The organism is Flagellimonas marinaquae, assembly GCF_003992675.1.
In the GTDB taxonomy this organism is placed as follows: domain Bacteria; phylum Bacteroidota; class Bacteroidia; order Flavobacteriales; family Flavobacteriaceae; genus Flagellimonas; species Flagellimonas marinaquae.
Genome location: NZ_RZMZ01000005.1, coordinates 13,173 through 33,134, shown reverse-complemented (window position 1 = coordinate 33,134; position 19,962 = coordinate 13,173). Strand labels below are relative to the sequence as shown.

The window sequence follows — 19,962 nt, the reverse complement described above, 5'->3', positions numbered from 1 at the left end:
CGTTGAATTTAGAATTATTTATAGCCAAACGCCTGATTACAGGGAAGGAACATAAAATTAGTATTTCCGCCCCGATAATAAAAATAGCCATAGCCGCAATTGCAATCGGTGTGGTGATGATGCTCATTGCCATCGCTACAGGTGTTGGCCTCAAGAACAAAATTCGCGAAAAAGTCGCAGCCTTTAATGGCCATATCCAGATTTCCAATTTCGACAACAATAACTCCGAAGTTTCCTTGACCCCAGTTTCCATTAACCAAGATTTCTATCCTGAGTTTAAAAATGTAGAAGGGGTGAGGCATGTGCAAGCAGTGGCCACCAAAGGTGGAATCATCCGAACTGCAGATACGTTTGAGGGCATGCTGGCCAAAGGAGTGGGTACGGATTACGATTGGAGCACTTTTAAGGAATATTTGGTGGATGGCCGACTGCCCGATTATAGCGGTGAACTCAACGAAGAAGTACTCATCTCCAGTTTAATGGCCAACAGGTTGCGGTTAAAGGTGGGCGATAGCTTCTTTTCTTTTTTTCTAAGGGACGGGGACGCATCAAAACCTCCGAACAACCGTAGGTTTGAAATCGTGGGCATTTACGATAGCGGTTTTGAGGAATTTGATGAAACCTATGTGTTCGTGGATATCCGCCACATCCAGTTGATGAACCGATGGGAAGACAATCAAATTGGAAACTTTGAGGTTTTTATTGATGATTTTGACCAATTGGAGGAAAAGAGCAATGAGATCTATGGGAAAACGGTATCCGTACTGGATACGCAGAATATCAAAAACAAGTATTTCCGCATTTTTGAATGGATCGGTCTTTTTGATTTCAATATCGCCCTGATTATTGGAATCATGATTATCGTGGGTGGTATCAATATGATCACCGCTTTGCTGGTCCTGATTTTGGAGCGCACCCAAATGATAGGAATCCTTAAGGCATTGGGATCCGCGAACTGGAGCATCAGAAAGGTGTTTTTATATAATGCTGCCTATTTGATAGCCATTGGGTTGTTTTGGGGCAACCTGATTGGGTTGGGCGTCATCTTTCTTCAGGATAAGTACCGGATGTTCAAATTCCCGAACCCTGAAGAATATTATATCGATTACATCCCTGTGCACATGGATTTGTTGACGATCGTACTCTTGAATTTGGGAGTGATGTTGCTCTGCTTGTTGATGTTATTGGTGCCCTCTTACATCATCACCAAAATAACGCCTGTAAAGGCTATTCAATTTGAGTAGGGTCGTGAAGGAATCATGATTTATCATTCTAAATTGATACCTTGTAGCACAAAATTACCAACCATGACATTCAAATATTACTCGATGCTGTTAGCTGTTTTCCTAACGGCTTCCATTTCAGCACAAAAGCTTTCCAGAACCGAAAAAAAGATTGTTTCCACCATCGAAAAGAACAATACCGAGGCCATTGATTTTTTGGAGAAGGTAGTCAATATCAATAGCGGTACCCTCAATGCCAAAGGGGTTAAAGCAGTGGGAATGGTGTTTAAGGATGCTTTTGATAACATTGGATTCGAGACCAAATGGATTGAAATGCCGTCTGAAATGAACCGTGCAGGTCACCTTTTTGCTGAAACAAAAGGAAACAAAGGAAAGAAGCTATTGCTCATTGGTCATTTGGATACTGTTTTTGAAGAAGATAGTCCATTCCAGACCTTTGAAATGGTAAACGACAGTGTTGCCCATGCCCCGGGTGGAAATGACATGAAAGGAGGGGATGTCATCGTGCTTTACGCCCTCAAAGCACTTTCGGATAACGGACTGTTGGATGATGCACAAATCATTGTGGCGTTTACAGGTGATGAGGAAAGTACGGGTAAACCCTTGTCGATAAGCAGAAAAGACTTGATCGATGCCGCCAAGCGAAGCGATATTGCCTTGGGCTTTGAAACATCAACAGGGTTCAATTATGCAACTGTGGCCAGAAGAGGAGCTTCGGGCTGGGCGGTGGAAGTGGAAGGAAAAAGGGCTCATTCCTCAGGTGTTTTCAGCGAGCGTACCGGTGCTGGTGCCATTTTTGAAATGTCCAGAATCCTACATCAATTTTATACCGATGTGAAGGGAGAGGATTTGCTGACCTTCAACCCCGGTGTTTTGCTCGGAGGAACCTTTGTCAATTTTGATGAAAAAACCAGTAAGGGCGACGCCTTTGGAAAAACCAATGTTGTGGCCCAAAAAGCGGTGGTAAAAGGGGGACTTCGATTTATTTCGGAAGAACAAAAAGAACTGGCTAGAGCCAAAATGAGAGAGATTGTGGCCAATAATTTACCTCAGACCTCGGCTACCATTAGTTTTACGGATAGCTACCCAGCCATGCAGCCCACGGAAGGAAACCTTGCCCTATTGGGCACTTTGAACCAAGTGAGTTTGGACCTTGACCAAGGTGAGGTCTTGGCTTATGACCCAGGAAGGAGGGGGGCGGCAGACGTGTCCTTTGTAGCTGAATATGTTGATGGTTTGGATGGGTTGGGAACCATGGGCTCCGGTGCACATACGCCGCAGGAGACCGTTAACCTGAATACCATCGAGGCTTTGACCAAACGCACAGCAATTCTAATTTATCGATTGATCAACAGTAAGTAATGGTAACACTACAAAACAAAAACACAGCTGTAAGGATTGAAGCCGGCGAACTAGTGGGCTATCAAGTGGACGGGCATGAGTTTATCCATCAAAAAGGGAGCCCGGGATGGAGCAGCGCCGACACCGAAATGTTTCCCATTATTGGCCCGGTCAATGAAGCTGGTTTTCGGGTAAAAACCCCGAAAGGCGAAGCGGTTCAAGATCAACATGGACATTTGCGCCAACTTGAATACAAATTGGAAGGACAAACCGAAACCTCTGCCGTTTTTGTGAAGCAATACCAATCGGGCACTGAGGTGATCAATTCCAAGTTTCCAGAAAAATCTACCGAAGAAGCTCTTACCTGGCCTTACAACTTTCGGTTTGAGAAGACTTTTTTATTGACCGATTCCAGTCTGGAAATCAATTTCAAAATTACTGGTGAAGAAGGAATGCCGTTTATGCTTGGGTACCATCCTGCCTTTAAACTCCATACGGAATCTCCTGTTATTTTGGCCAAGGGCAAAAGGATTTCGCTGGATGAGGTCTTGGCGGTGGGCAGTAGGGCACTCCAAATTTCAGATTGTACCTCCGTTACACTAAAAGATGAGAAGGAAATCACCATAGAAACAGAAGGTTTTGGCAACTTTATGTGTTGGACCGAGGTGCGGAATATGGTCTGTATCGAACCTATATCGTTCTATCCCTATGCTGTAAAACAAACAGAGTTGCACCAAGGCTTTGAAAAGCTCACAGATACGGCCGAATTTAAAGTAGTCTTAAAACCAGGAGTATAAGCTGCTTTTAGGGTTACACGAGCATCTTGCTCTTGTTTTGCTTGAGAAAATACTGCGTCAGAATACTTTCCGTTTCCAAGGTATGCTTTTGTGGGGTGATAAAAGCCTCCACATCTTCAAGGGTGGATAATTGCGTCTCGGTATCGACAAAACCAAAACCCTTGTAAATGCCATCCGCTATCAAGATGACCGCATGTTCATTTTCGTTTCTGCCTTTTTCTTGAATGACCCTGATTTCCGAGGAGAGCATTTTCATGTGGGTGATGGCCTCTTCAACTTTTTGGTTGTACCTATCTATTTCCTCTTCACCGCTGCAGATACCTTCGCAGGTATTTATTTCGTGATGGGAACAAGCTGATGCAGTCTGTTGCAAATGACAGTATCTAGGGCACAGCGAGAATACTTTGCATACTTGCTCCAAATATGCCCGACATTCCGTTTGGTTATGCAATATTTTTAATGGGTTCGGTACACCTTTAATGGTGTTATAGGCCAGATGGGTAATCCCATTTCTGTCTTCGTAGGCAAAAATGGCGTATTGTTTTCCCATTCTTTTTTGGGCACGGTTATAGGGTGGGAAAAGCCGTTTGATTTCCGCAGATTCCATCAAAAGAGCGACCAATTCGCTGCCTGCCAGTTTAAAATCAATGTTGGTCGTCTCGCTGCACATTTGGATTTCCTTTCGGCTCTTGTCGTAAAAATGGCCCAAAACCCGTTTCTTTAGGTTGATGGCCTTTCCCACGTAAATAATCTCCCCTTTTTGATTCATAAAATAATAGATGCCCGGTTTTTGGGGAATACGGTCAAAAACTGATTTGGGCAAATGGGGCGGGAGGGTGGCTTCCTGACTTCGGGCATTCAAAAACTTTTTGAATATGGAATCAGCATCGGGTTGCTCCAACAACTTCTCAAACAGAAGCACCGTTGCATGGGCATCCCCGCGAGCACGGTGACGGTCCACCAAAGGAATTTGAATGGCCGAGCAGAGTTTTCCCAAGCTGTACGAACGCAGTCCGGGAATCAATTTTCGGGACAGCCGAACCGTGCACAACTTTTTTCGGTTAAAATCAACCCCGATCTGCCGGAATTCCTCCTTGATCACACCATAATCAAAATTGACGGAGTGGGCCACAAAAATGCAGCCCTCCGTGATGCTTTCTACCGTATTGGCAATCTCATGGAATACCGGAGCATTTTGTACCATTTGGTCATCGATGCCGGTTAGTCCCGTAATGAAATACGGAATGGGACATTGTGGGTTGACAAGCGATGTAAATTCATCCACGATTTGATTGCCATCATACTTAAATATGGAAATTTCGGTAATCTTGTTGCCCTTGATGCCGTTCCCCGTAGTTTCTATGTCGATGATGGTGTACAAACGATGTGTTGCTTAGATAGTTTGAAATTATGGATAAACGTCCCAGCATCCAAGTGCTATGCCCATTTATATTAAAATTGATGACGGTATTGGGTTGGCGTGCAGTGCTTGAATTCCTTGAACTTGCGGTTAAAGTTGGCAATATTGTTGAAACCGCACTGCTCAGAGATGGAAGCAATGGAAAGCTCAGGGTTTTTTAAAAGGAGCTTGCAGGCATTTTCAATGCGTATTTCAATCAAAAATTGGAAAAATGTCTTGTTGGTCCTCTTTTTGAAATATCTGCAGAAAGCATTCTTCGTCATGTTGGCCTTTTCTGCAATCTCATCCAAAGTAATGGGTTCCCTGTAGTTTTCCATGGCATAGTCGTAGACCTTGCTCATCCGTTTGCCCTCATCATCCGTGAACGATTTGCGATACACAAAGGCCGAAAGTGGCGCCGTCTTGGATTTATTGATTTGGTTGATGATGAGCAGTAGCGATGCAATTTGTTCCACCTTATCCTGTTCCTGCAGGGCAAGGAACAAAGGGATAATATTACCCTGTCTTGAGGTTACTCGCATTCCAAACTCCGCTTTTTTAAAGAAGTGTTGGATGGAAGAAAGATCCGCCAATTGAAAAAAACTTCTTCCAAAGGAATCTTGGTCAAAAAACAAGGTGTGCATCAATGATTCGTCCTTGATTCGGGTATCGCTTCGGAACACATGAGGGACAAAACTACCAATGACCAGAATGTCACCAGCTTTGTATTCATTGATGCTGTCACCCACGATGAGAGAACCTGCGCCTTTTTCCACATAACTGATCTGAATTTCACCATGTTGGTGCAACTGGTCATAAAATACCTGCTCTCGATCAATTTGATAGACCAATGCCTCATCTTGTGGCTTTGGTATTTTAAAGGGAAGCACCTTCATGGATACGCCTAAATTATTTGAAAAATTGATTTTATAGCTAATTTAGGGTAATATACTATCATAATAAGCTAATAATCGAACAAAAGAAAGAGTAGGTCTCTTCGTAATTTTAAAAAGGAAAAAATTAAGCTTACATTATGGTAAAATGGGAAGGCGTAATGCCAGCGGTAACTACAAAGTTTACTAGCGACGACACCTTGGATCTTGAAATGTTCGAAAAGAACATAAAAGCGCAAATCGATGCAGGGGTACATGGGATTATTTTAGGAGGTACCTTGGGGGAGGCGAGCACCTTGCAGCAAGATGAAAAGGAAATCTTGATCAAAAAGTCGGTAGAACTGGCCGACGGAAAAATTCCAGTGATCATGAATGTGGCGGAACAGAGTACCAAAGGCGCCATTGAAGCTGCCCAGAAAGCCGAAAAAGTAGGTGCAGAGGGATTAATGTTGTTGCCGCCCATGCGCTACAAGGCTACCGATTATGAAACGGTCGCTTATTTTAAGGCTGTGGCAGAAAACACGGCTTTACCCATTATGCTGTACAACAATCCAGTAGATTACAAGATTGAGGTAAGTCTGGATATGTTGGAGGAATTGATTACGTTGGATAATATCCAAGCCATAAAGGAGTCCACTAGGGACATTACCAACGTTATCCGGATCCAGAACAGGTTTGGCGACCGTGTAAAGGTTTTTACGGGAGTGGATACCTTGGGATTGGAAAGTTTGGTCATCGGGGCCGTGGGTTGGGTGGCAGGATTGGTTTGTGCCTACCCCGCCGAAACTGTTGCCATTTATGAGTTGGTGAAAGCAGGCAGGATTGGGGAAGCCCTGAAGATATATCGATGGTTCATGCCCTTATTGGAATTGGACATCAGCCCACAGTTGGTGCAAAACATCAAACTGGCCGAAGTGGCCACGGGAATTGGCACCGAACATGTGCGAGCACCCCGATTGCCCTTGCAAGGCGCTGAACGGGAACGCGTTTTACAAGTGATTGAAACCGCAATGAAACATAGACCGGAGCTCCCGGACTATAAAAACATAAATACCGAAGTATGATTACAGGTAAAAACTGTATTGGAGGACAATTTAAGGCAGACGGTTCCGTAGAGTTTAGAACAACAGATCCCAAGAGGAACGTTCCGAACCCAACGGTATTCGTAGAAGCCACCAAAGATGAAATAGATACGGCCGTAGACTTGGCTTGGGAGGCTTTTAAGGTATTCCGAAGTATGCCGGGCAAACAACGAGCAGCGTTTTTAAATACCATTGCTGACGAAATGTTGGCACTGGACCAAGAATTGATTGACACTTATATGTTGGAGTCGGGTTTGCCAGAAGGTAGGGCCATTGGCGAACGGGGACGCACCATTTTTCAGTTGCGTTCGTTTGCCGAACTGGTTGCCAACGACGATTGGCGTGAAAATACATTTGATGCAGCCCAGCCCGATAGACTACCGCAACCAAAACCAAGTCTGCGAAAAACCATGATTCCCTTGGGTCCTGTGGCCGTTTTTGGGGCCAGTAATTTTCCGTTGGCATACTCCACGGCAGGAGGCGATACGGCAAGCGCCTTGGCCGCAGGCTGCCCAGTGATTGTAAAGTCTCATCCCATGCATGCGGGAACCAATGAGTTGGTTGCTTCTGCCATTGTAAAAGCGGCCAACAAAACAGGTATGCCCAAAGGCGTTTTTTCAAGCATCAATGGTTCGGTACAGGCCGGAATTGATTTGGTGAACCATCCAAAAGTAAAAGCCGTTGGTTTTACCGGAAGTATCGGAGGGGGCAGGGCACTGTTCGATTTGGCAGCCAAAAGAGAGGAGCCTATTCCAGTTTTTGCCGAAATGGGCAGTATCAATCCTGTGATCATGACTGCAAGTGCTATTTCGAAAAGAGGAAGTGAACTCGCCAAAACCTATGCAGGGTCCATTACATTGGGTACAGGACAGTTTTGTACCAATCCTGGACTTTTGTTGACTTTGAAGAGTGATGATGCCCAGAGTTTTATTCAGGAGTTGGCCAAAGAAACCGTCGCCATAGCCCCTCAAATCATGTTACATCCCAATATCAAAAAAGGGTACATCTCCAAAGGAGATACCGTAACCGGGCAAGAAGGTGTTAAGGTGGTGGCAACCTACGATGGGGATTTGGATGCCAACGAAGCCGCCGCAACCATAGCCACCGTTTCTGGTAAGGCATTTTTAGATAACCCCAAGATGCACCAAGAGGTCTTTGGTCCCTTTTCCATGGTAGTGCAATGTGAGGACGAAGCGGAATTGCTTCAGATTATTGAAGGCTTGGAAGGACAATTGACCGGGACGCTCATCGCAGAAAAGGATGATACTTTGAATTTACCAAAAATCGTCGATGCATTGCAACATCGCGTGGGACGAATTATTTACAATGGTGTGCCCACAGGAGTTGAGGTATGTGCGTCCATGCAACATGGTGGACCTTACCCAGCGTCCACCGATTCAAGGTTTACGGCTGTTGGTGTGCATTCCATCAAGCGTTGGGTGCGCCCCATTAGTTATCAATCATTTCCAACGGAATTGCTTCCAGACCATTTAAAAAAATAGCGAGTGGCCAGAAAAACATTTTTTTGTGTGGATGCCCATACCTGCGGAAACCCAGTACGCGTTGTGGCTGGGGGAGGCCCTAATTTGATGGGCAAGGACATGAGCGAGAAGCGTCAGCATTTTTTACGGGAATACGATTGGATTCGAAGGGGTTTAATGTTTGAACCACGGGGTCACGATATGATGAGCGGAAGTATTTTGATGGCACCCCATGATGCTGAAAATGACTTTGCCATTCTCTTCATAGAAACCTCAGGTTGCCTGCCCATGTGCGGTCATGGGACCATCGGAACCATAACAGTGGCCATTGAAGAAGGTTTGATAGTTCCCAAAATCCCGGGAAAAATACGCATGGAGGCACCTGCAGGCTTGGTTGAGATTGAATACCAGTTGACGGGAAAAAAGGTAGAATGGGTAAAGTTGGTGAACGTAAAATCCTATTTGGCGGCAGAAAATTTGACGATTGACTGCCCGGGCCTTGGTGAAATCCATTTTGATGTGGCCTATGGCGGAAATTATTATGCCATTGTAGACCCTCAGGAGCATTTTACAGGATTGGAGGACTATACCGCTGGACAGATTATCCAGTTTTCACAAGTGGTTCGAAAGGCCATAAACGAGACATATCCAGATAGGTTCGTGCATCCGGAAAACCCAACCATTCGGGATGTGAGCCATATGATGTGGACAGGAAAACCTTTGGATGCCACTTCATCCGGTCGAAATGCGGTGTTCTATGGGGACAAGGCCATTGACCGTTCGCCCTGCGGCACGGGAACTTCTGCACGTATGGCCCAGTTATATGCGAAAGGAACTTTGAAGGTAGGAGAACCTTTTGTGCACGAAAGCATTATTGGGAGCAAGTTTGTTGGGAAAGTAGAGGCCGAAACCACCTTGAATGGAAAACAGGCCATTGTTCCCAGCATTCAAGGCTGGGCAAAGGTTACGGGTTACAACAACATCATCATAGATGACGATGACCCCTACGCACACGGTTTTCAGGTCCTTTAGGGCACATCGAAATTTAGATGTGGAAGGTGCATCAAAAACATGAAAATAATCAATCATTACCTTTAGGTATTGATCAACTAAATAGAGCGTATGAGCTTAAAGAAAATAACCATTGTATTGGTCGCCTTTGTGGGTACCTGGAGCACAGCACAAAATAGTCGATTGGCGGATTTGGTCACCGAGTTTGAAATGGATACTTGGGCCTTGCAACGCACCTATACAGTAGATGAATCCGAAGAGTACTATCAGCGGTTTTTGACATTTTATTCGAACTGGGAAAATAAAATGAACGCCATTGATTTTGCATCCCTTTCACGACAGGGAAAGGTGGATTACGTGTTGTTGAAGAATCTGGTGACCAAGGGCAACTACTTTTTGAATCAAGACTACCTCGCTTATAAACGGGTGAAAGAGGTGGGCGATTTTGCAAATCCCATTTTCCCGTTCATCCAAGAGCGGAGAAGGGGCAAAAAACACGATGCAAAACAATTGGCACAACTGTTTCAGAATGCCACCGAAGCGATTGATGCCGATATGGAAACCTGGAAGTCCAAACCCTTTAAGGATTGGCAAACTGCAGATAAGGCATCGGATGTAGTTGCCTCATTCCAAAAAGCGTTAAAAGAGGCCTATGAATTTTACTATGGCTACGACCCCGATTTTACCTGGTGGATGGAGAAACCATATCAAAAACTAAACGAAAAGCTCACCGCCTATGCCGAATTCCTAAAGGACAATTATTCCGAGGATAGTGTAAAGGACGACGGCAGCGGCATTATTGGAAAACCTATTGGAGAAGAGGCGCTAAAAGAAAGTTTGGCGTTGGAATTTATTCCCTACACCCCAGCGGAACTCATCAAAACAGCAGAGGAGCAATTTGAATGGTGCAAAAATGAAATGATCAAGGCTTCTAGGGAGCTTGGGTACGGAGATGACTGGAAAAAGGCCTTAGAGCATGTAAAAAACACCTATGTGCCAGCGGGTCAGCAGCCCCAGGCCATTATGGATTTATTCGCCCATTCCGTGAATTTTATAGAGGAAAGGGATTTGATCACCTTACCCGAATTGGCCAAGGAAACCTGGGGCATGAAAATGATGAGCCCCGAGCGGCAAAAAATTAGCCCCTTCTTTCTGGGAGGACGGGATATCATTATTTCATATCCCACCATGGAGATGGACCATAACGACAAGTTGATGAGCATGCGGGGGAATAACCCTAACTTTTCATTTCCTACGGTGCAACACGAATTGTTGCCGGGACATAATTTGCAGTATTTTATGACGAGTCGCCATAAAAGCTACCGCAGACCGTTTTCCACGCCTTTTTGGACCGAGGGGTGGTCATTGTATTGGGAAATCATTCTTTGGAACAAGGGATTTCCGCAGACCCCTGAACAGAAAATGGGAATGCTTTTTTGGAGGATTCACCGATGTGCCCGGATTATTTTTTCATTGAAGTTCCATTTAGGGGAAATGACCCCACAGGAATGTATCGATTTATTGGTAGATGAGGTCGGGCATGAATATGCGAATGCCGAGGCAGAAGTGAGAAGGTCCTTTACCACCAGCTATCCGCCCTTATACCAATTGGCCTATATGATGGGAGGTTTGCAATTTTATGCCCTCCGCAATGAAATGTTGGCTCAAGGATGGACAGAAAAACAATTTCATGACCGGGTGATGCTTGAGGGGCGAATGCCCGTGGAATTACTGCGAAGCCTGCTACAAGAGCTGCCACTCACTAAAAACCATAAAACAACTTGGAAGTTTTCCACCGATTTTAAGGATTGAGGCAGTTTTCTCAATCAAAAGAGGTAATAGTTAAGGGTTTATATTTTGAAGATAAACCCGTCTTCCTCCACCTTTTTTCGGTATTTCTCCTTATCGAAAACATAGAGGTATGCCCCTTTTCGGGAAACGCTCATGTCCTTTTCGTCCAATTTGATGAGTACGTCAAGGGAGTTGATTTTATTGATGAAATTGCGCTTATCCAATTCCTTGTCCAAAATGGATTCATACAAGTTTTGTAATTGTCGCATGGTGAATTTTTCGGGAAGAAGCTCAAAGCCAATAGGTTTGCTAAGTGCACGTCTGCGTAATCGCGCTTTTGCCTTTTCCACCATGGCGTTGTGGTCAAAAATCAAGCTTGGGGCTTCCTTGATGTCGAACCATTGTGCGGCGTCTATTTGGATTCCATCAAAATGGTGACTGTCCACATCAATCAAAGCATAATAGGCTACGGAAATGGTGCGTTGTCCTGGGTCGCGATCTATCTTGCTGTAGGTGTGAATCTGTTCCAGATAGATGTCGCTCAATCCGGTCAATGTTTCCAAAACCCGTGCTGCTGCCTCATCCAAATCTTCAGTCTTTTTGAGAAATCCTCCTATAAGCGACCATTTTCCTTTTTCGGGCTCAATGTTTCTTTTGACCAATAAAATTTTCAGTTTTTCCTTATCGAACCCAAAGATGATACAGTCGACCGCCAAGAGGACACAATCTTCGTTTTCATAATAATTCAATTGTTGGTTGGGGTTCGATGTGACTTCCAAGTTATCTTCTATCATTTTTTTATATCTAGAATACTTTATCAAAAATAGAAACAATTATTGATAGGAACTTTTGTGATATTGTTTTGTAAGAAGCCACGAACCCCCCTTAGTACTTTTTGTAGAAATTTTTTTTGAAATGGTATGAAAATCCTTTTATGTTTTATGAATCACTTAACTTGAACGAGAAGGGTTGAATGTTGTGGCTGATAAACCTTAGGGACTATCACTTCAATACAAGTATCAAGGACAGAAAATTTTCAATTCTTGCTGTTTACTTCAAGATTAGTTAGAAGAATATCCGTTCATTGTCCTGTATTTAGACTTTGATTGGACAGTAAACCAATGGCGTGTAACCCAAAAGGAAAGTTTATGGTTATATCTCCAAATCCCCAGCAAGTTGTTTCAGAACGATTTCCGATAACTTGGCCTGAAACTTTGCATTGCTCAGACGTACACTGGCATTAATGTAGTTGAGTTGCGCAGTTCTGAATTCTATGGTAGGGATTATCCCGATGCGGTATTTTTCAACGGTAATTTCCAAATTTTCCTTGGCGATGGTCTCGTTTTTTTCCTCAAGCTCCATAAGGCTAATGTTGGTTAAATACGTTTGATAGGTAGTGTTTACCAAGGAATTTAAGGCCTGTTCTTGTTGTGCAATGGCAATTTCGGCGTTCTTTAGTGCGACTTTCCCAATTTTTTCGTTTCGATTTTGGTTAAAACCATCGAAAAGGTTGAGCGTTGCCCCAAAACCATAATTGAACCCTCTTGACTCAGAGCTTATCGCAAACCCCAATTCCGATTTGGAACTCCCGATATTGTAACCCGAGGTCACAAAAACGGATGGATAACGAGCAGCCTTTATCTGTTTGAGTTCGAGTTCACTGATGCGTTTATTGATTTTTTCGGCCAACAATTGCGGATTTTCGGAAGCCACTTTCGTTTCCAGTTCTTCCAATATCAATTCTTGGTCCACAAAGATTTCTGGAATTACCCTAAAGTCGATTTTTAAATCACGGGCCAATTGCTCGTTCAACTGTATTTTGGTGTTCTTGTAGAGTTCCAGTTGCCGCTGCATCAAGGTTTGGTCCGTGTTGAGGTCCACTTGCGCGTTCAGTACTTCAAGTTTGGAAGCTTTTCCTATGGTAAAACGGTTTTGTGCCAGTTCCACCCGCTGTTCCGATATGGTCAAGGTACTATCCAATGCAGCCAATTGCTGCTGTTGTTGTACCAAATCGTAATAGGTGATCATGACTTCGCCCACACTGGTCAAAATGGCTTGTTTCAATTCGGCCTCGCCCAATTTCTTGGTTTCCTTTAATTGTTCCAGGTTGGCAAACATGCGCAATCCATCAAAAACCGTCCATTCCAAGGCTACGCCATAGTTGAGGCTACTGTTCCTTACATTGTCGCGTTCCTGAAGGGTACCATCGTTACGCAACTGCGATAAATTCTGAATGCTGTTATTGTCCGTTAAATTGGCACCGACCCTAGGAAGTATCCCTGCTTGCCCCAAGGTGGCTCCCAGTTCATCCATTTCAAGGTCGTTTTGGGCGGTTTTTATCTGAAAATTATTTTCAAGGGCAATCTGTACGGCTTCCTGTACCGTGAGTATTTCTTGGGCCCCACCGTAAAGAATGCCCCCAATAATACATAATATGGTACAGGCTCTTTTCTTAATGTCCATGGGAGGAAAGTTCAAGGTTTTTGAATTCTGGGCGTATGACCTTTTTCTTGGACCACATCAAATAAAGTGCTGGAATGATAAACAGGGTAAGCACCAAAGAGAACAAGGTGCCACCAATGATGACCACTCCCATTCCGGTACGACTGGTGGATGCCGCTCCCAGTGATAAAGCAATGGGCAATGCTCCCAAGGCGATGGTAAGGCTGGTCATCAAAATGGGACGTAATCGGGAAACAGATGCTTTCATAATAGCTTCCATTTTGGTCAAATCTTCATTTTCTTCCTGCAACTGATTGGCAAATTCAACGATTAGAATACCATTTTTGGTAACCAGACCAATCAGCATAATGGTCCCAATCTGACTAAAAATGTTCCAAGTCTCACCGAACAGCCAAAGCGAAAACATGGCTCCAGCTACAGCCATGGGAACCGTCAAAATTATAATGATAGGGTCAATGAAGCTTTCAAACTGTGCAGCCAAAATCAAAAATATGAGTAGAAAGGCCAAGCCAAAGGCAAATGCTGTGTTGGAACTACTCTCTACAAAATCACGTGACTCCCCACCAAGATCTGTGGTAAAGGTATCATCCAACACTCTATCCTTTATGGCATTCATGGCGTCAATGCCATCCCCAATACTCTTGCCAGGCGCAAGGTTGGCCGAAACAGTGGCCGACATATACCGGTTGTTGTGGAACAATTGTGGTGGACTGCTATGTTCTTCGGTGGTCACCAAGTTGTCCAACTGTATGAGCTGGCCCTCATCGTTCTTTACAAAAATGGAAGTAAGGTCCGTGGGTTCGTTCCGATCTTGCTTATCAAACTGTCCAATGACTTGATATTGTTTTCCGTTCATCAAAAAATAACCAAACCGTTGTCCACTTAAAGAGAGTTGTAAAGTTTGTGCTACATCCCGAACGGAAACCCCTAAGCTTTCGGCCTTCTCGCGGTCAATGGACACATAAATTTCGGGTTTGTTGAACTTGAGGTTGACATCTACAAAGGAGAATGTGGGGTCTTTTTCCGCTTCGGCCATAAATTCAGGGACTTTTTCTTCCAATTTTTGGAAGTTTTTGGCCTGAATGATGAATTGGATAGGCGGTCCGCCACGACGGTTCACCGAAATGGTCGGTCTTTCCGATACATTGGATCGTCCGCCTACGAAGGCTTTGGCCCAACGCCCGAGGTCTTCAGCAATTTCGTGTTGGGAACGCTCCCTTTCGCTGGGCTCTACCAGTGCCACGTTGGCGCGACCACTGTTTACCGACGATGTTCCGAATCCGGGTGAGGTCAAAATAAGGCTGACCTTTTTTTCGGGAATGGAATCATTGATGAGTTCCGTAATGCCCGTCATCAATTTATCCATGTATTCGTAGGACGATCCTTCGGGCGCCGAAACGCTCAAACGGACAAAGCTACGGTCATCATAAGGGGCAGTCTCCTTCTGAAGTAAGGAATAGAATAGCACAATCAACCCGATACATCCGATAAGGATAGGGAAACTGAGCCATTTTCGTCGCATAAATTTTTCCAGGGCACTTTTATAGGATTCGTTCATGGCCACAAAATATTTTTCGGTGACCTGATAGAACTTGGAACGACTTTGCTTTCCGGGTTTTGTCAGATAAGCATTTAACATAGGTGTCAACGTAAGGGAAACAAAGGCCGAAACGAGGACCGCGGTGCCGAGTACAACACCAAATTCCCGAAACAGACGACCCACAAATCCTTCCAAAAAAATCACGGGAAGGAACACTGCTGCCAGTGTGATGGAAATGGAAATGACGGCAAAAAAGATTTCCTTGGAACCTTTTATGGCCGCTTCGATGGGGTTCATTCCCTCTTCGATTTTTTTGTAGATGTTCTCGGTGACCACAATCCCATCGTCCACCACCAATCCGGTGGCGAGTACTATGGCCAAAAGCGTAAGTACGTTCACGGAGAAGCCCAAAAGCCACATAAAAAAGAAGGTGGCAATCAAGGAAACTGGAATGTCCAACAAAGGTCGAAGCGCCAATGACCAGTTTCGGAAAAATAGGTAAATCACCAAGATGACCAGAACAATGGATATTAAAATGGTCTCGGCTACCTCTGTCACGGCTTTTTTAACAAAAACGGTGTCGTCTATAACGATGTTGAGCTTAAAATCTTCTGGAAGATCTTTTTGAAGTTTTTCGTACTCCTTATAAAATGCATCCGCGATTTCGAGATAATTGGTACCGGGTTGGGGAACCACGGCTATGGCGACCATGGGCTGTCCGGAATCGCTCATTTTGGTTTCCATGTTCTCTCCTTCCAGACTGGCCCGTCCTATATCGCTGAGCTGCACCAATTTTTCGCCATCGGCCAAGATGATAATATTGTTGAATTCTTCCTCTGTATTGAGATTCCCAAGGGTTTTTACCGTTAGTTCGGTATTTTCGCCCGTAAGTTTTCCGGAGGGCAGCTCAATGTTCTGTGCTAAAAGGGCAGCACGTACATCGGCCACGGTAAGTCCGTAGGAGGCCAATTTCAAGGGGTCTATCCATAACCGCATGGCATACCTTCGCTGTCCCCAGATTTGTACGCCACTTACACCGGGAATGGTCTCTATCCGTTGTGAGATAACATTTTCAGCATAATCGGAAAGCTCCAAGATATTTTTATTATCGCTTTGGATGGTCATGGAGATAATCCTGTCCGCATCAGCATCCGCTTTGGAAACCACGGGAGGGGCATCCAAGTCTTCGGGCAGACTTCTGCGGGCTTGGGAAACTTTGTCCCGAACATCGTTTGCAGCAGCTTCCAAGTCTTTGTCAAGTTCAAATTCTATGGTTATGGAACTGGCTCCCTGAACACTGGATGAAGTGATATTTCGTATCCCGTCTATGGAATTGATGGCCTTTTCCAAAGGCTCTGTGATTTGGGATTCGATAATATCGGCATTGGCACCCGAATAGTTTGTGCGAACGGAAACCACGGCAGGGTCAATGGATGGAAATTCCCGTACCCCAAGAAAAGTGTAACCAATAATTCCGAAAAGAATAATGGTTATGTTCATCACAATGGTGAGAACGGGTCTTTTAATACTTATGGTCGAGAGGTTCATTGGTTTTGGGTCAAAGGTTCAAACTCTTCCAATACTACATCCACGGGGGAACCATTCTGAAGGGCCATCACCCCATAGGTCAAAACTGTGTCCCCAGGGTTCAAGTTGCTCAAAATACGAACGGCTTTGCCGGTTCTTGCACCGATTTCAACATCTATCTCTTTGGCCTTGCCATTTTCCAAAATAAAGATTCTTTTTCCGTTCTGGACAGGAATCAGGGATTCCGATGGCACCAATAGGGCGTCGTTTACAGTTTCTAGGGGGAGCTGCACGCTAGCGTAAGCGCCCGGATATAATTTATTTTCACGATTGTCCATAATGGCCCTCATCCGAAGTGTTCTTGTGGTAATGTCCACTTCCGGGTCAATGGCATAAATAGTGGCATTGTGATCTTCTTTGGAATCTGAGGTGGTAAAAGTCAAAACCGTGCCGACCCTTACTTGTGATGCATATTTTTCGGGAACAGAAAAAGTAATTTTAAGTTCGTCCGTATTGACCAGTTTTGCTACTACGGTGGTAGGGGTCACATAAGTGCCTTTGGAGATGGAGCGGAGTCCGATGGTACCGGAAAAAGGGGCCCGTATGATGGTTTTGGAAAGCTGGGCCTCTATCAATTCCGCTTCTGCGTTAGCTGATTGGTAATCAGCACTGGCAATATCGTATTCTTCTTGGCTAATGGCTTGCTTTTCCAATAAGAGTTTTGCCCTTCTTTCATTTTCGGAAGCCAATTTTTTAGCGGTCAACGCTTTGGAAAGTTGGGCACGGAGCTCAATATCGTTCACTTTAAAAAGAACTTGTCCTTCCGATACCTTGCTACCTTCGTCAAAGTTGATGCTTTCAACAACGCCCGATACCTCACTGCGTATCTCTACTTGTTCATCTGCTTCCAGCGTTCCAGCTAGGGCGATATTGTCCTTAAAGCTCTGTGGCCTTAAAATCATTCCGGTCACAGTAGGAACCATTGGGCCGGAATTGTTTGATTTCCCAATTTCGGCATTGGATTTGATTCTATAGGCTATCAACGCGCCCACACCTACGATCAGTAGGATATACACAATAGTTCTAACTTTCATTTGGCTTGGTGGATAGGTACTATTTTTTTTAAATAGCTCAACTTCAAAGATAAAGTTTACCATTTGTACCCAACCAATTACCAGTCCTATTTTAACATGGGAATCCTTTGAACGTCCATAAGTTATAGGTTAACGACGGAAATAGAGGGCTAAAACGCAAAATTGGCTTGAGAATGTTAACTTTTTACTTTTCACGGGTTGACCAAAATCATTTTGTATCGACTAGCCGCCCAGTATATTTGACAAAACCGCATTGTGATGAAAACGATATTGATTCCTACCGATTTTTCAAAAAACGCCTTGCACGCCCTTGAGTATGCACAACAGTTATACAAATGTGAGCGCGCCTGTTTTTTTGTGCTCCATGCCTATGGAGAGGAAGTCTATGGTCACTATAAAACTACTCCGAAAGAGGAGCTCGAAAAAATGAAGGAGTTAAAACGGGAGGAAACCCAAAAAAAATTGGACAACTTGGTGGATACCGTACTGGGCGAGCCACCAAACCCTTTGCATAATTTTGAGACCGTGGCCCGTATGGATAATCTAGTGGACGCGGTAAATGATTTTGTGGACGAGATGAACATCGATTTGATCATCATGGGGACCAAAGGGGAAACCAGCGACCACAAAACCACCTTCGGAAGCTATACCATTGAGATTTTCAAATATGTAAAATGCCCAGTGTTGGCCATACCCGAAAATTTTGAGTACCGGCAGCCCAAGGCGATCCTTTTCCCCACAGACTATATGTTGCCCTACAAACGAAGGGAATTGAAATTGTTGGGCGATTTGGCCGGCAAGTTTAAGTCCAAGATACATTGTTTGTATATCACTGATTTTGAAGAACTCAGTCCAAGGCAGGAAGATAACAAGCTGTTTTTGGAGGGCACGCTGACCAAACCCTATCTAAGCTTTGAAACTACTCCTGTGAAAAATAAGGCTGAAGTCATTCTGGAGCATATCCAACAAAAGGAGGTAGGCATGTTGGTGATGATGAATTCCAGGCATTCCTTTTTTGAGGACATGTTGTACAGGTCCACGGTAGATCTGCTGGGGCTCAAGATTAAGATACCATTTATGGTAATGCAAAACATAAAAAGATGAACCCATGAAAAAGAAACGAATCATATTGCCAACAGATTTTTCCAAAAATTCTTGGAACGCCATTGTGTATGCCTTGGCAGTTTTCAAGGACGACCCTTGTGATTTCTTTATCTTGAATTCATTTCAGGTGGGTGCTTCCGGTTTATCCACAAAAATGGCCAGGTACAATGATACCCGATTATACAACTTGATGAAAGAACAATCGGAGCGGGATTTGAAACGGGAGATGGAAAAAATCAACGCATTGGACAAAAATCCCAATCATAATTTTATTCCCCGATCTGAGCAGGCTACTCTGGTGAATGCCATTGGAAAAACGGTCTACAAGGAAGAGGTTGATTATGTCATTATGGGAACCAAAGGGGTGTCAGGTCTTAAAGAAGTGTTTATGGGCAGCAATACCTACGAGGTGATTCAAGAAATCGATTTTTGTCCCATTATTGCAGTTCCGGAAGACTATCAGACCGATGGTGAATTGGACTCACTAATGCTGGCCACTGGTTATGAGCACCTTTTTGAGAATTACGAACTACAACCTTTATTGAACCTTCCGGTCAACTTTAAAGCCAAATTGCGCATCGTTTACGTAGGCAACCCTGAAGATATGACCGATGCTCAAAGGGCATCCAAGGAGGCGTTGCAAAAAAAGGTAGCGACCATAGACCACGAGTTTGTGGAAGTGGAAAAGGAGACTTCGGTCACCAATACTATTCAAAAGCTGGTGCAGCAGGATGGCACCATCGATATGTTGGTAATGATCCACCAAGACCATTCATTCTTTAAGAAGTTGACCCGCGAACCCGTAATCAAAAAAGTAGCCTTCAATACCAGGGTACCTTTTATGGTGGTCCATCTGTTTGAATGAGTTTACAGGAGGGACTTGGCCAATTGTACGAGTTCCCCTTTTTGAAGTACGCCCGATTTCCTCCAAAGCTGCTTTCCATTTTTAAAGAAGATCAAGGTAGGGACACCCCTTACTTGATAGGTATTTGCCAGATTTTGGTTTTTGTCCACATCTATTTTTACAATTTTTAAATCTTCGCCCATCTCGTCCTTGACTTGCTTTAAAATGGGAGCCAACATTTTACAAGGTCCGCACCACTCCGCCGAAAAATCGATAAGCGTTAACTGGTCGCTGTTGATCAAAGCTGTAAAATTTCCTTTCATCGTTTTCAAAAATTAGTGCCTGCAATTT

16 protein-coding genes are annotated in these 19,962 nt (G+C 44.2%); 9 read left to right on the top strand and 7 right to left on the bottom strand.

Annotated elements, in window-relative coordinates; genetic code table 11:
* Nucleotides 1-2 precede the first annotated feature (2 nt).
* The 3 genes from EO130_RS02915 to EO130_RS02905 all read left to right on the top strand — a co-directional run bounded on the left by EO130_RS02915 (nucleotide 3) and on the right by EO130_RS02905 (nucleotide 3,382).
* A complete protein-coding gene (locus tag EO130_RS02915) occupies nucleotides 3-1,244 on the top strand; it encodes an ABC transporter permease (protein ID WP_127140036.1) in 1,242 nt (413 codons plus the stop codon).
* Nucleotides 1,245-1,307: 63 nt separating this feature from the next.
* Complete coding sequence (locus EO130_RS02910) at nucleotides 1,308-2,606, top strand: M20/M25/M40 family metallo-hydrolase (RefSeq protein ID WP_127140035.1); 1,299 nt, start codon at nucleotides 1,308-1,310, stop codon at nucleotides 2,604-2,606.
* On the top strand, nucleotides 2,606-3,382 hold the full coding sequence (locus EO130_RS02905; protein WP_127140034.1) for an aldose epimerase family protein: 777 nt from the start codon (nucleotides 2,606-2,608) through the stop codon (nucleotides 3,380-3,382). The genes EO130_RS02910 and EO130_RS02905 overlap by 1 nt, the downstream gene beginning before the upstream one ends.
* 13 nt (nucleotides 3,383-3,395) lie before the next feature.
* On the opposite strand, the gene EO130_RS02900 is transcribed toward EO130_RS02905, so the two are convergent.
* Nucleotides 3,396-4,763 (bottom strand): exonuclease domain-containing protein, encoded by a 1,368-nt coding sequence (locus tag EO130_RS02900; protein ID WP_127140033.1) that lies wholly within the window; start codon nucleotides 4,761-4,763, stop codon nucleotides 3,396-3,398.
* Nucleotides 4,764-4,834: 71 nt separating this feature from the next.
* Nucleotides 4,835-5,677, bottom strand: coding sequence for an AraC family transcriptional regulator (locus EO130_RS02895; RefSeq protein ID WP_127140032.1), 843 nt, complete (start codon nucleotides 5,675-5,677; stop codon nucleotides 4,835-4,837).
* A gap of 137 nt (nucleotides 5,678-5,814) precedes the next feature.
* Here EO130_RS02895 and EO130_RS02890 point away from each other — a divergent pair, with 137 nt between their 5' ends.
* The 4 genes from EO130_RS02890 to EO130_RS02875 all read left to right on the top strand — a co-directional run bounded on the left by EO130_RS02890 (nucleotide 5,815) and on the right by EO130_RS02875 (nucleotide 11,060).
* The gene (locus EO130_RS02890; protein ID WP_417935502.1) at nucleotides 5,815-6,738 is read left to right on the top strand and encodes a dihydrodipicolinate synthase family protein; all 924 of its coding nucleotides are present in this window, start codon (nucleotides 5,815-5,817) and stop codon (nucleotides 6,736-6,738) included.
* A complete protein-coding gene (locus EO130_RS02885) occupies nucleotides 6,735-8,258 on the top strand; it encodes an aldehyde dehydrogenase (NADP(+)) (RefSeq protein WP_127140030.1) in 1,524 nt (507 codons plus the stop codon). Before EO130_RS02890 ends, EO130_RS02885 begins: the two co-directional genes overlap by 4 nt.
* Before the next feature lie 3 nt (nucleotides 8,259-8,261).
* Nucleotides 8,262-9,269, top strand: a complete 1,008-nt coding sequence (locus EO130_RS02880; protein WP_127140029.1) for a 4-hydroxyproline epimerase — start codon at nucleotides 8,262-8,264, stop codon at nucleotides 9,267-9,269.
* A gap of 90 nt (nucleotides 9,270-9,359) precedes the next feature.
* Nucleotides 9,360-11,060: a DUF885 family protein gene (locus EO130_RS02875; protein ID WP_127140028.1), complete on the top strand. Its 1,701-nt coding sequence runs from the start codon at nucleotides 9,360-9,362 to the stop codon at nucleotides 11,058-11,060.
* 38 nt (nucleotides 11,061-11,098) lie between these two features.
* On the opposite strand, the gene EO130_RS02870 is transcribed toward EO130_RS02875, so the two are convergent.
* The 4 genes from EO130_RS02870 to EO130_RS02855 all read right to left on the bottom strand — a co-directional run bounded on the left by EO130_RS02870 (nucleotide 11,099) and on the right by EO130_RS02855 (nucleotide 17,663).
* Nucleotides 11,099-11,833 carry an NUDIX hydrolase gene (locus tag EO130_RS02870; protein WP_127140027.1) on the bottom strand — a complete coding sequence of 245 codons (735 nt, stop codon included), beginning with the start codon at nucleotides 11,831-11,833 and terminating at the stop codon, nucleotides 11,099-11,101.
* A 358-nt stretch (nucleotides 11,834-12,191) separates the two neighbouring features.
* On the bottom strand, nucleotides 12,192-13,502 hold the full coding sequence (locus tag EO130_RS02865; RefSeq protein WP_127140026.1) for a TolC family protein: 1,311 nt from the start codon (nucleotides 13,500-13,502) through the stop codon (nucleotides 12,192-12,194).
* Nucleotides 13,492-16,590 carry an efflux RND transporter permease subunit gene (locus EO130_RS02860; protein WP_127140025.1) on the bottom strand — a complete coding sequence of 1,033 codons (3,099 nt, stop codon included), beginning with the start codon at nucleotides 16,588-16,590 and terminating at the stop codon, nucleotides 13,492-13,494. Before EO130_RS02860 ends, EO130_RS02865 begins: the two co-directional genes overlap by 11 nt.
* Nucleotides 16,587-17,663 (bottom strand): efflux RND transporter periplasmic adaptor subunit, encoded by a 1,077-nt coding sequence (locus EO130_RS02855; RefSeq protein WP_127140024.1) that lies wholly within the window; start codon nucleotides 17,661-17,663, stop codon nucleotides 16,587-16,589. The genes EO130_RS02860 and EO130_RS02855 overlap by 4 nt, the downstream gene beginning before the upstream one ends.
* A gap of 258 nt (nucleotides 17,664-17,921) precedes the next feature.
* On the opposite strand from EO130_RS02855, the gene EO130_RS02850 reads away from it, so the two are divergent.
* Entirely contained in the window at nucleotides 17,922-18,767 is an 846-nt protein-coding gene (locus EO130_RS02850; RefSeq protein ID WP_127140023.1) for a universal stress protein, read from the top strand.
* A 4-nt stretch (nucleotides 18,768-18,771) separates the two neighbouring features.
* Complete coding sequence (locus EO130_RS02845; protein ID WP_127140022.1) at nucleotides 18,772-19,632, top strand: universal stress protein; 861 nt, start codon at nucleotides 18,772-18,774, stop codon at nucleotides 19,630-19,632.
* Between the two features lie 2 nt (nucleotides 19,633-19,634).
* Here EO130_RS02845 and trxA read toward each other — a convergent pair whose 3' ends face one another.
* Nucleotides 19,635-19,934, bottom strand: a complete 300-nt coding sequence (gene trxA / locus EO130_RS02840) for a thioredoxin (protein WP_127140021.1) — start codon at nucleotides 19,932-19,934, stop codon at nucleotides 19,635-19,637.
* Nucleotides 19,935-19,962: the final 28 nt, after the last annotated feature.

Coding starts and splice junctions, on each gene's coding strand:
- EO130_RS02910 (WP_127140035.1), top strand. CDS start 1,308: ATGACATTCAAATATTACTCGATGCTGTTAGCTGTTTTCCTAACGGCT.
- EO130_RS02905 (WP_127140034.1), top strand. CDS start 2,606: ATGGTAACACTACAAAACAAAAACACAGCTGTAAGGATTGAAGCCGGC.
- EO130_RS02895 (WP_127140032.1), bottom strand. CDS start 5,677: ATGAAGGTGCTTCCCTTTAAAATACCAAAGCCACAAGATGAGGCATTG.
- EO130_RS02890 (WP_417935502.1), top strand. CDS start 5,815: ATGGTAAAATGGGAAGGCGTAATGCCAGCGGTAACTACAAAGTTTACT.
- EO130_RS02885 (WP_127140030.1), top strand. CDS start 6,735: ATGATTACAGGTAAAAACTGTATTGGAGGACAATTTAAGGCAGACGGT.
- EO130_RS02875 (WP_127140028.1), top strand. CDS start 9,360: ATGAGCTTAAAGAAAATAACCATTGTATTGGTCGCCTTTGTGGGTACC.
- EO130_RS02870 (WP_127140027.1), bottom strand. CDS start 11,833: ATGATAGAAGATAACTTGGAAGTCACATCGAACCCCAACCAACAATTG.
- EO130_RS02865 (WP_127140026.1), bottom strand. CDS start 13,502: ATGGACATTAAGAAAAGAGCCTGTACCATATTATGTATTATTGGGGGC.
- EO130_RS02860 (WP_127140025.1), bottom strand. CDS start 16,590: ATGAACCTCTCGACCATAAGTATTAAAAGACCCGTTCTCACCATTGTG.
- EO130_RS02855 (WP_127140024.1), bottom strand. CDS start 17,663: ATGAAAGTTAGAACTATTGTGTATATCCTACTGATCGTAGGTGTGGGC.
- EO130_RS02850 (WP_127140023.1), top strand. CDS start 17,922: ATGAAAACGATATTGATTCCTACCGATTTTTCAAAAAACGCCTTGCAC.
- EO130_RS02845 (WP_127140022.1), top strand. CDS start 18,772: ATGAAAAAGAAACGAATCATATTGCCAACAGATTTTTCCAAAAATTCT.
- trxA (WP_127140021.1), bottom strand. CDS start 19,934: ATGAAAGGAAATTTTACAGCTTTGATCAACAGCGACCAGTTAACGCTT.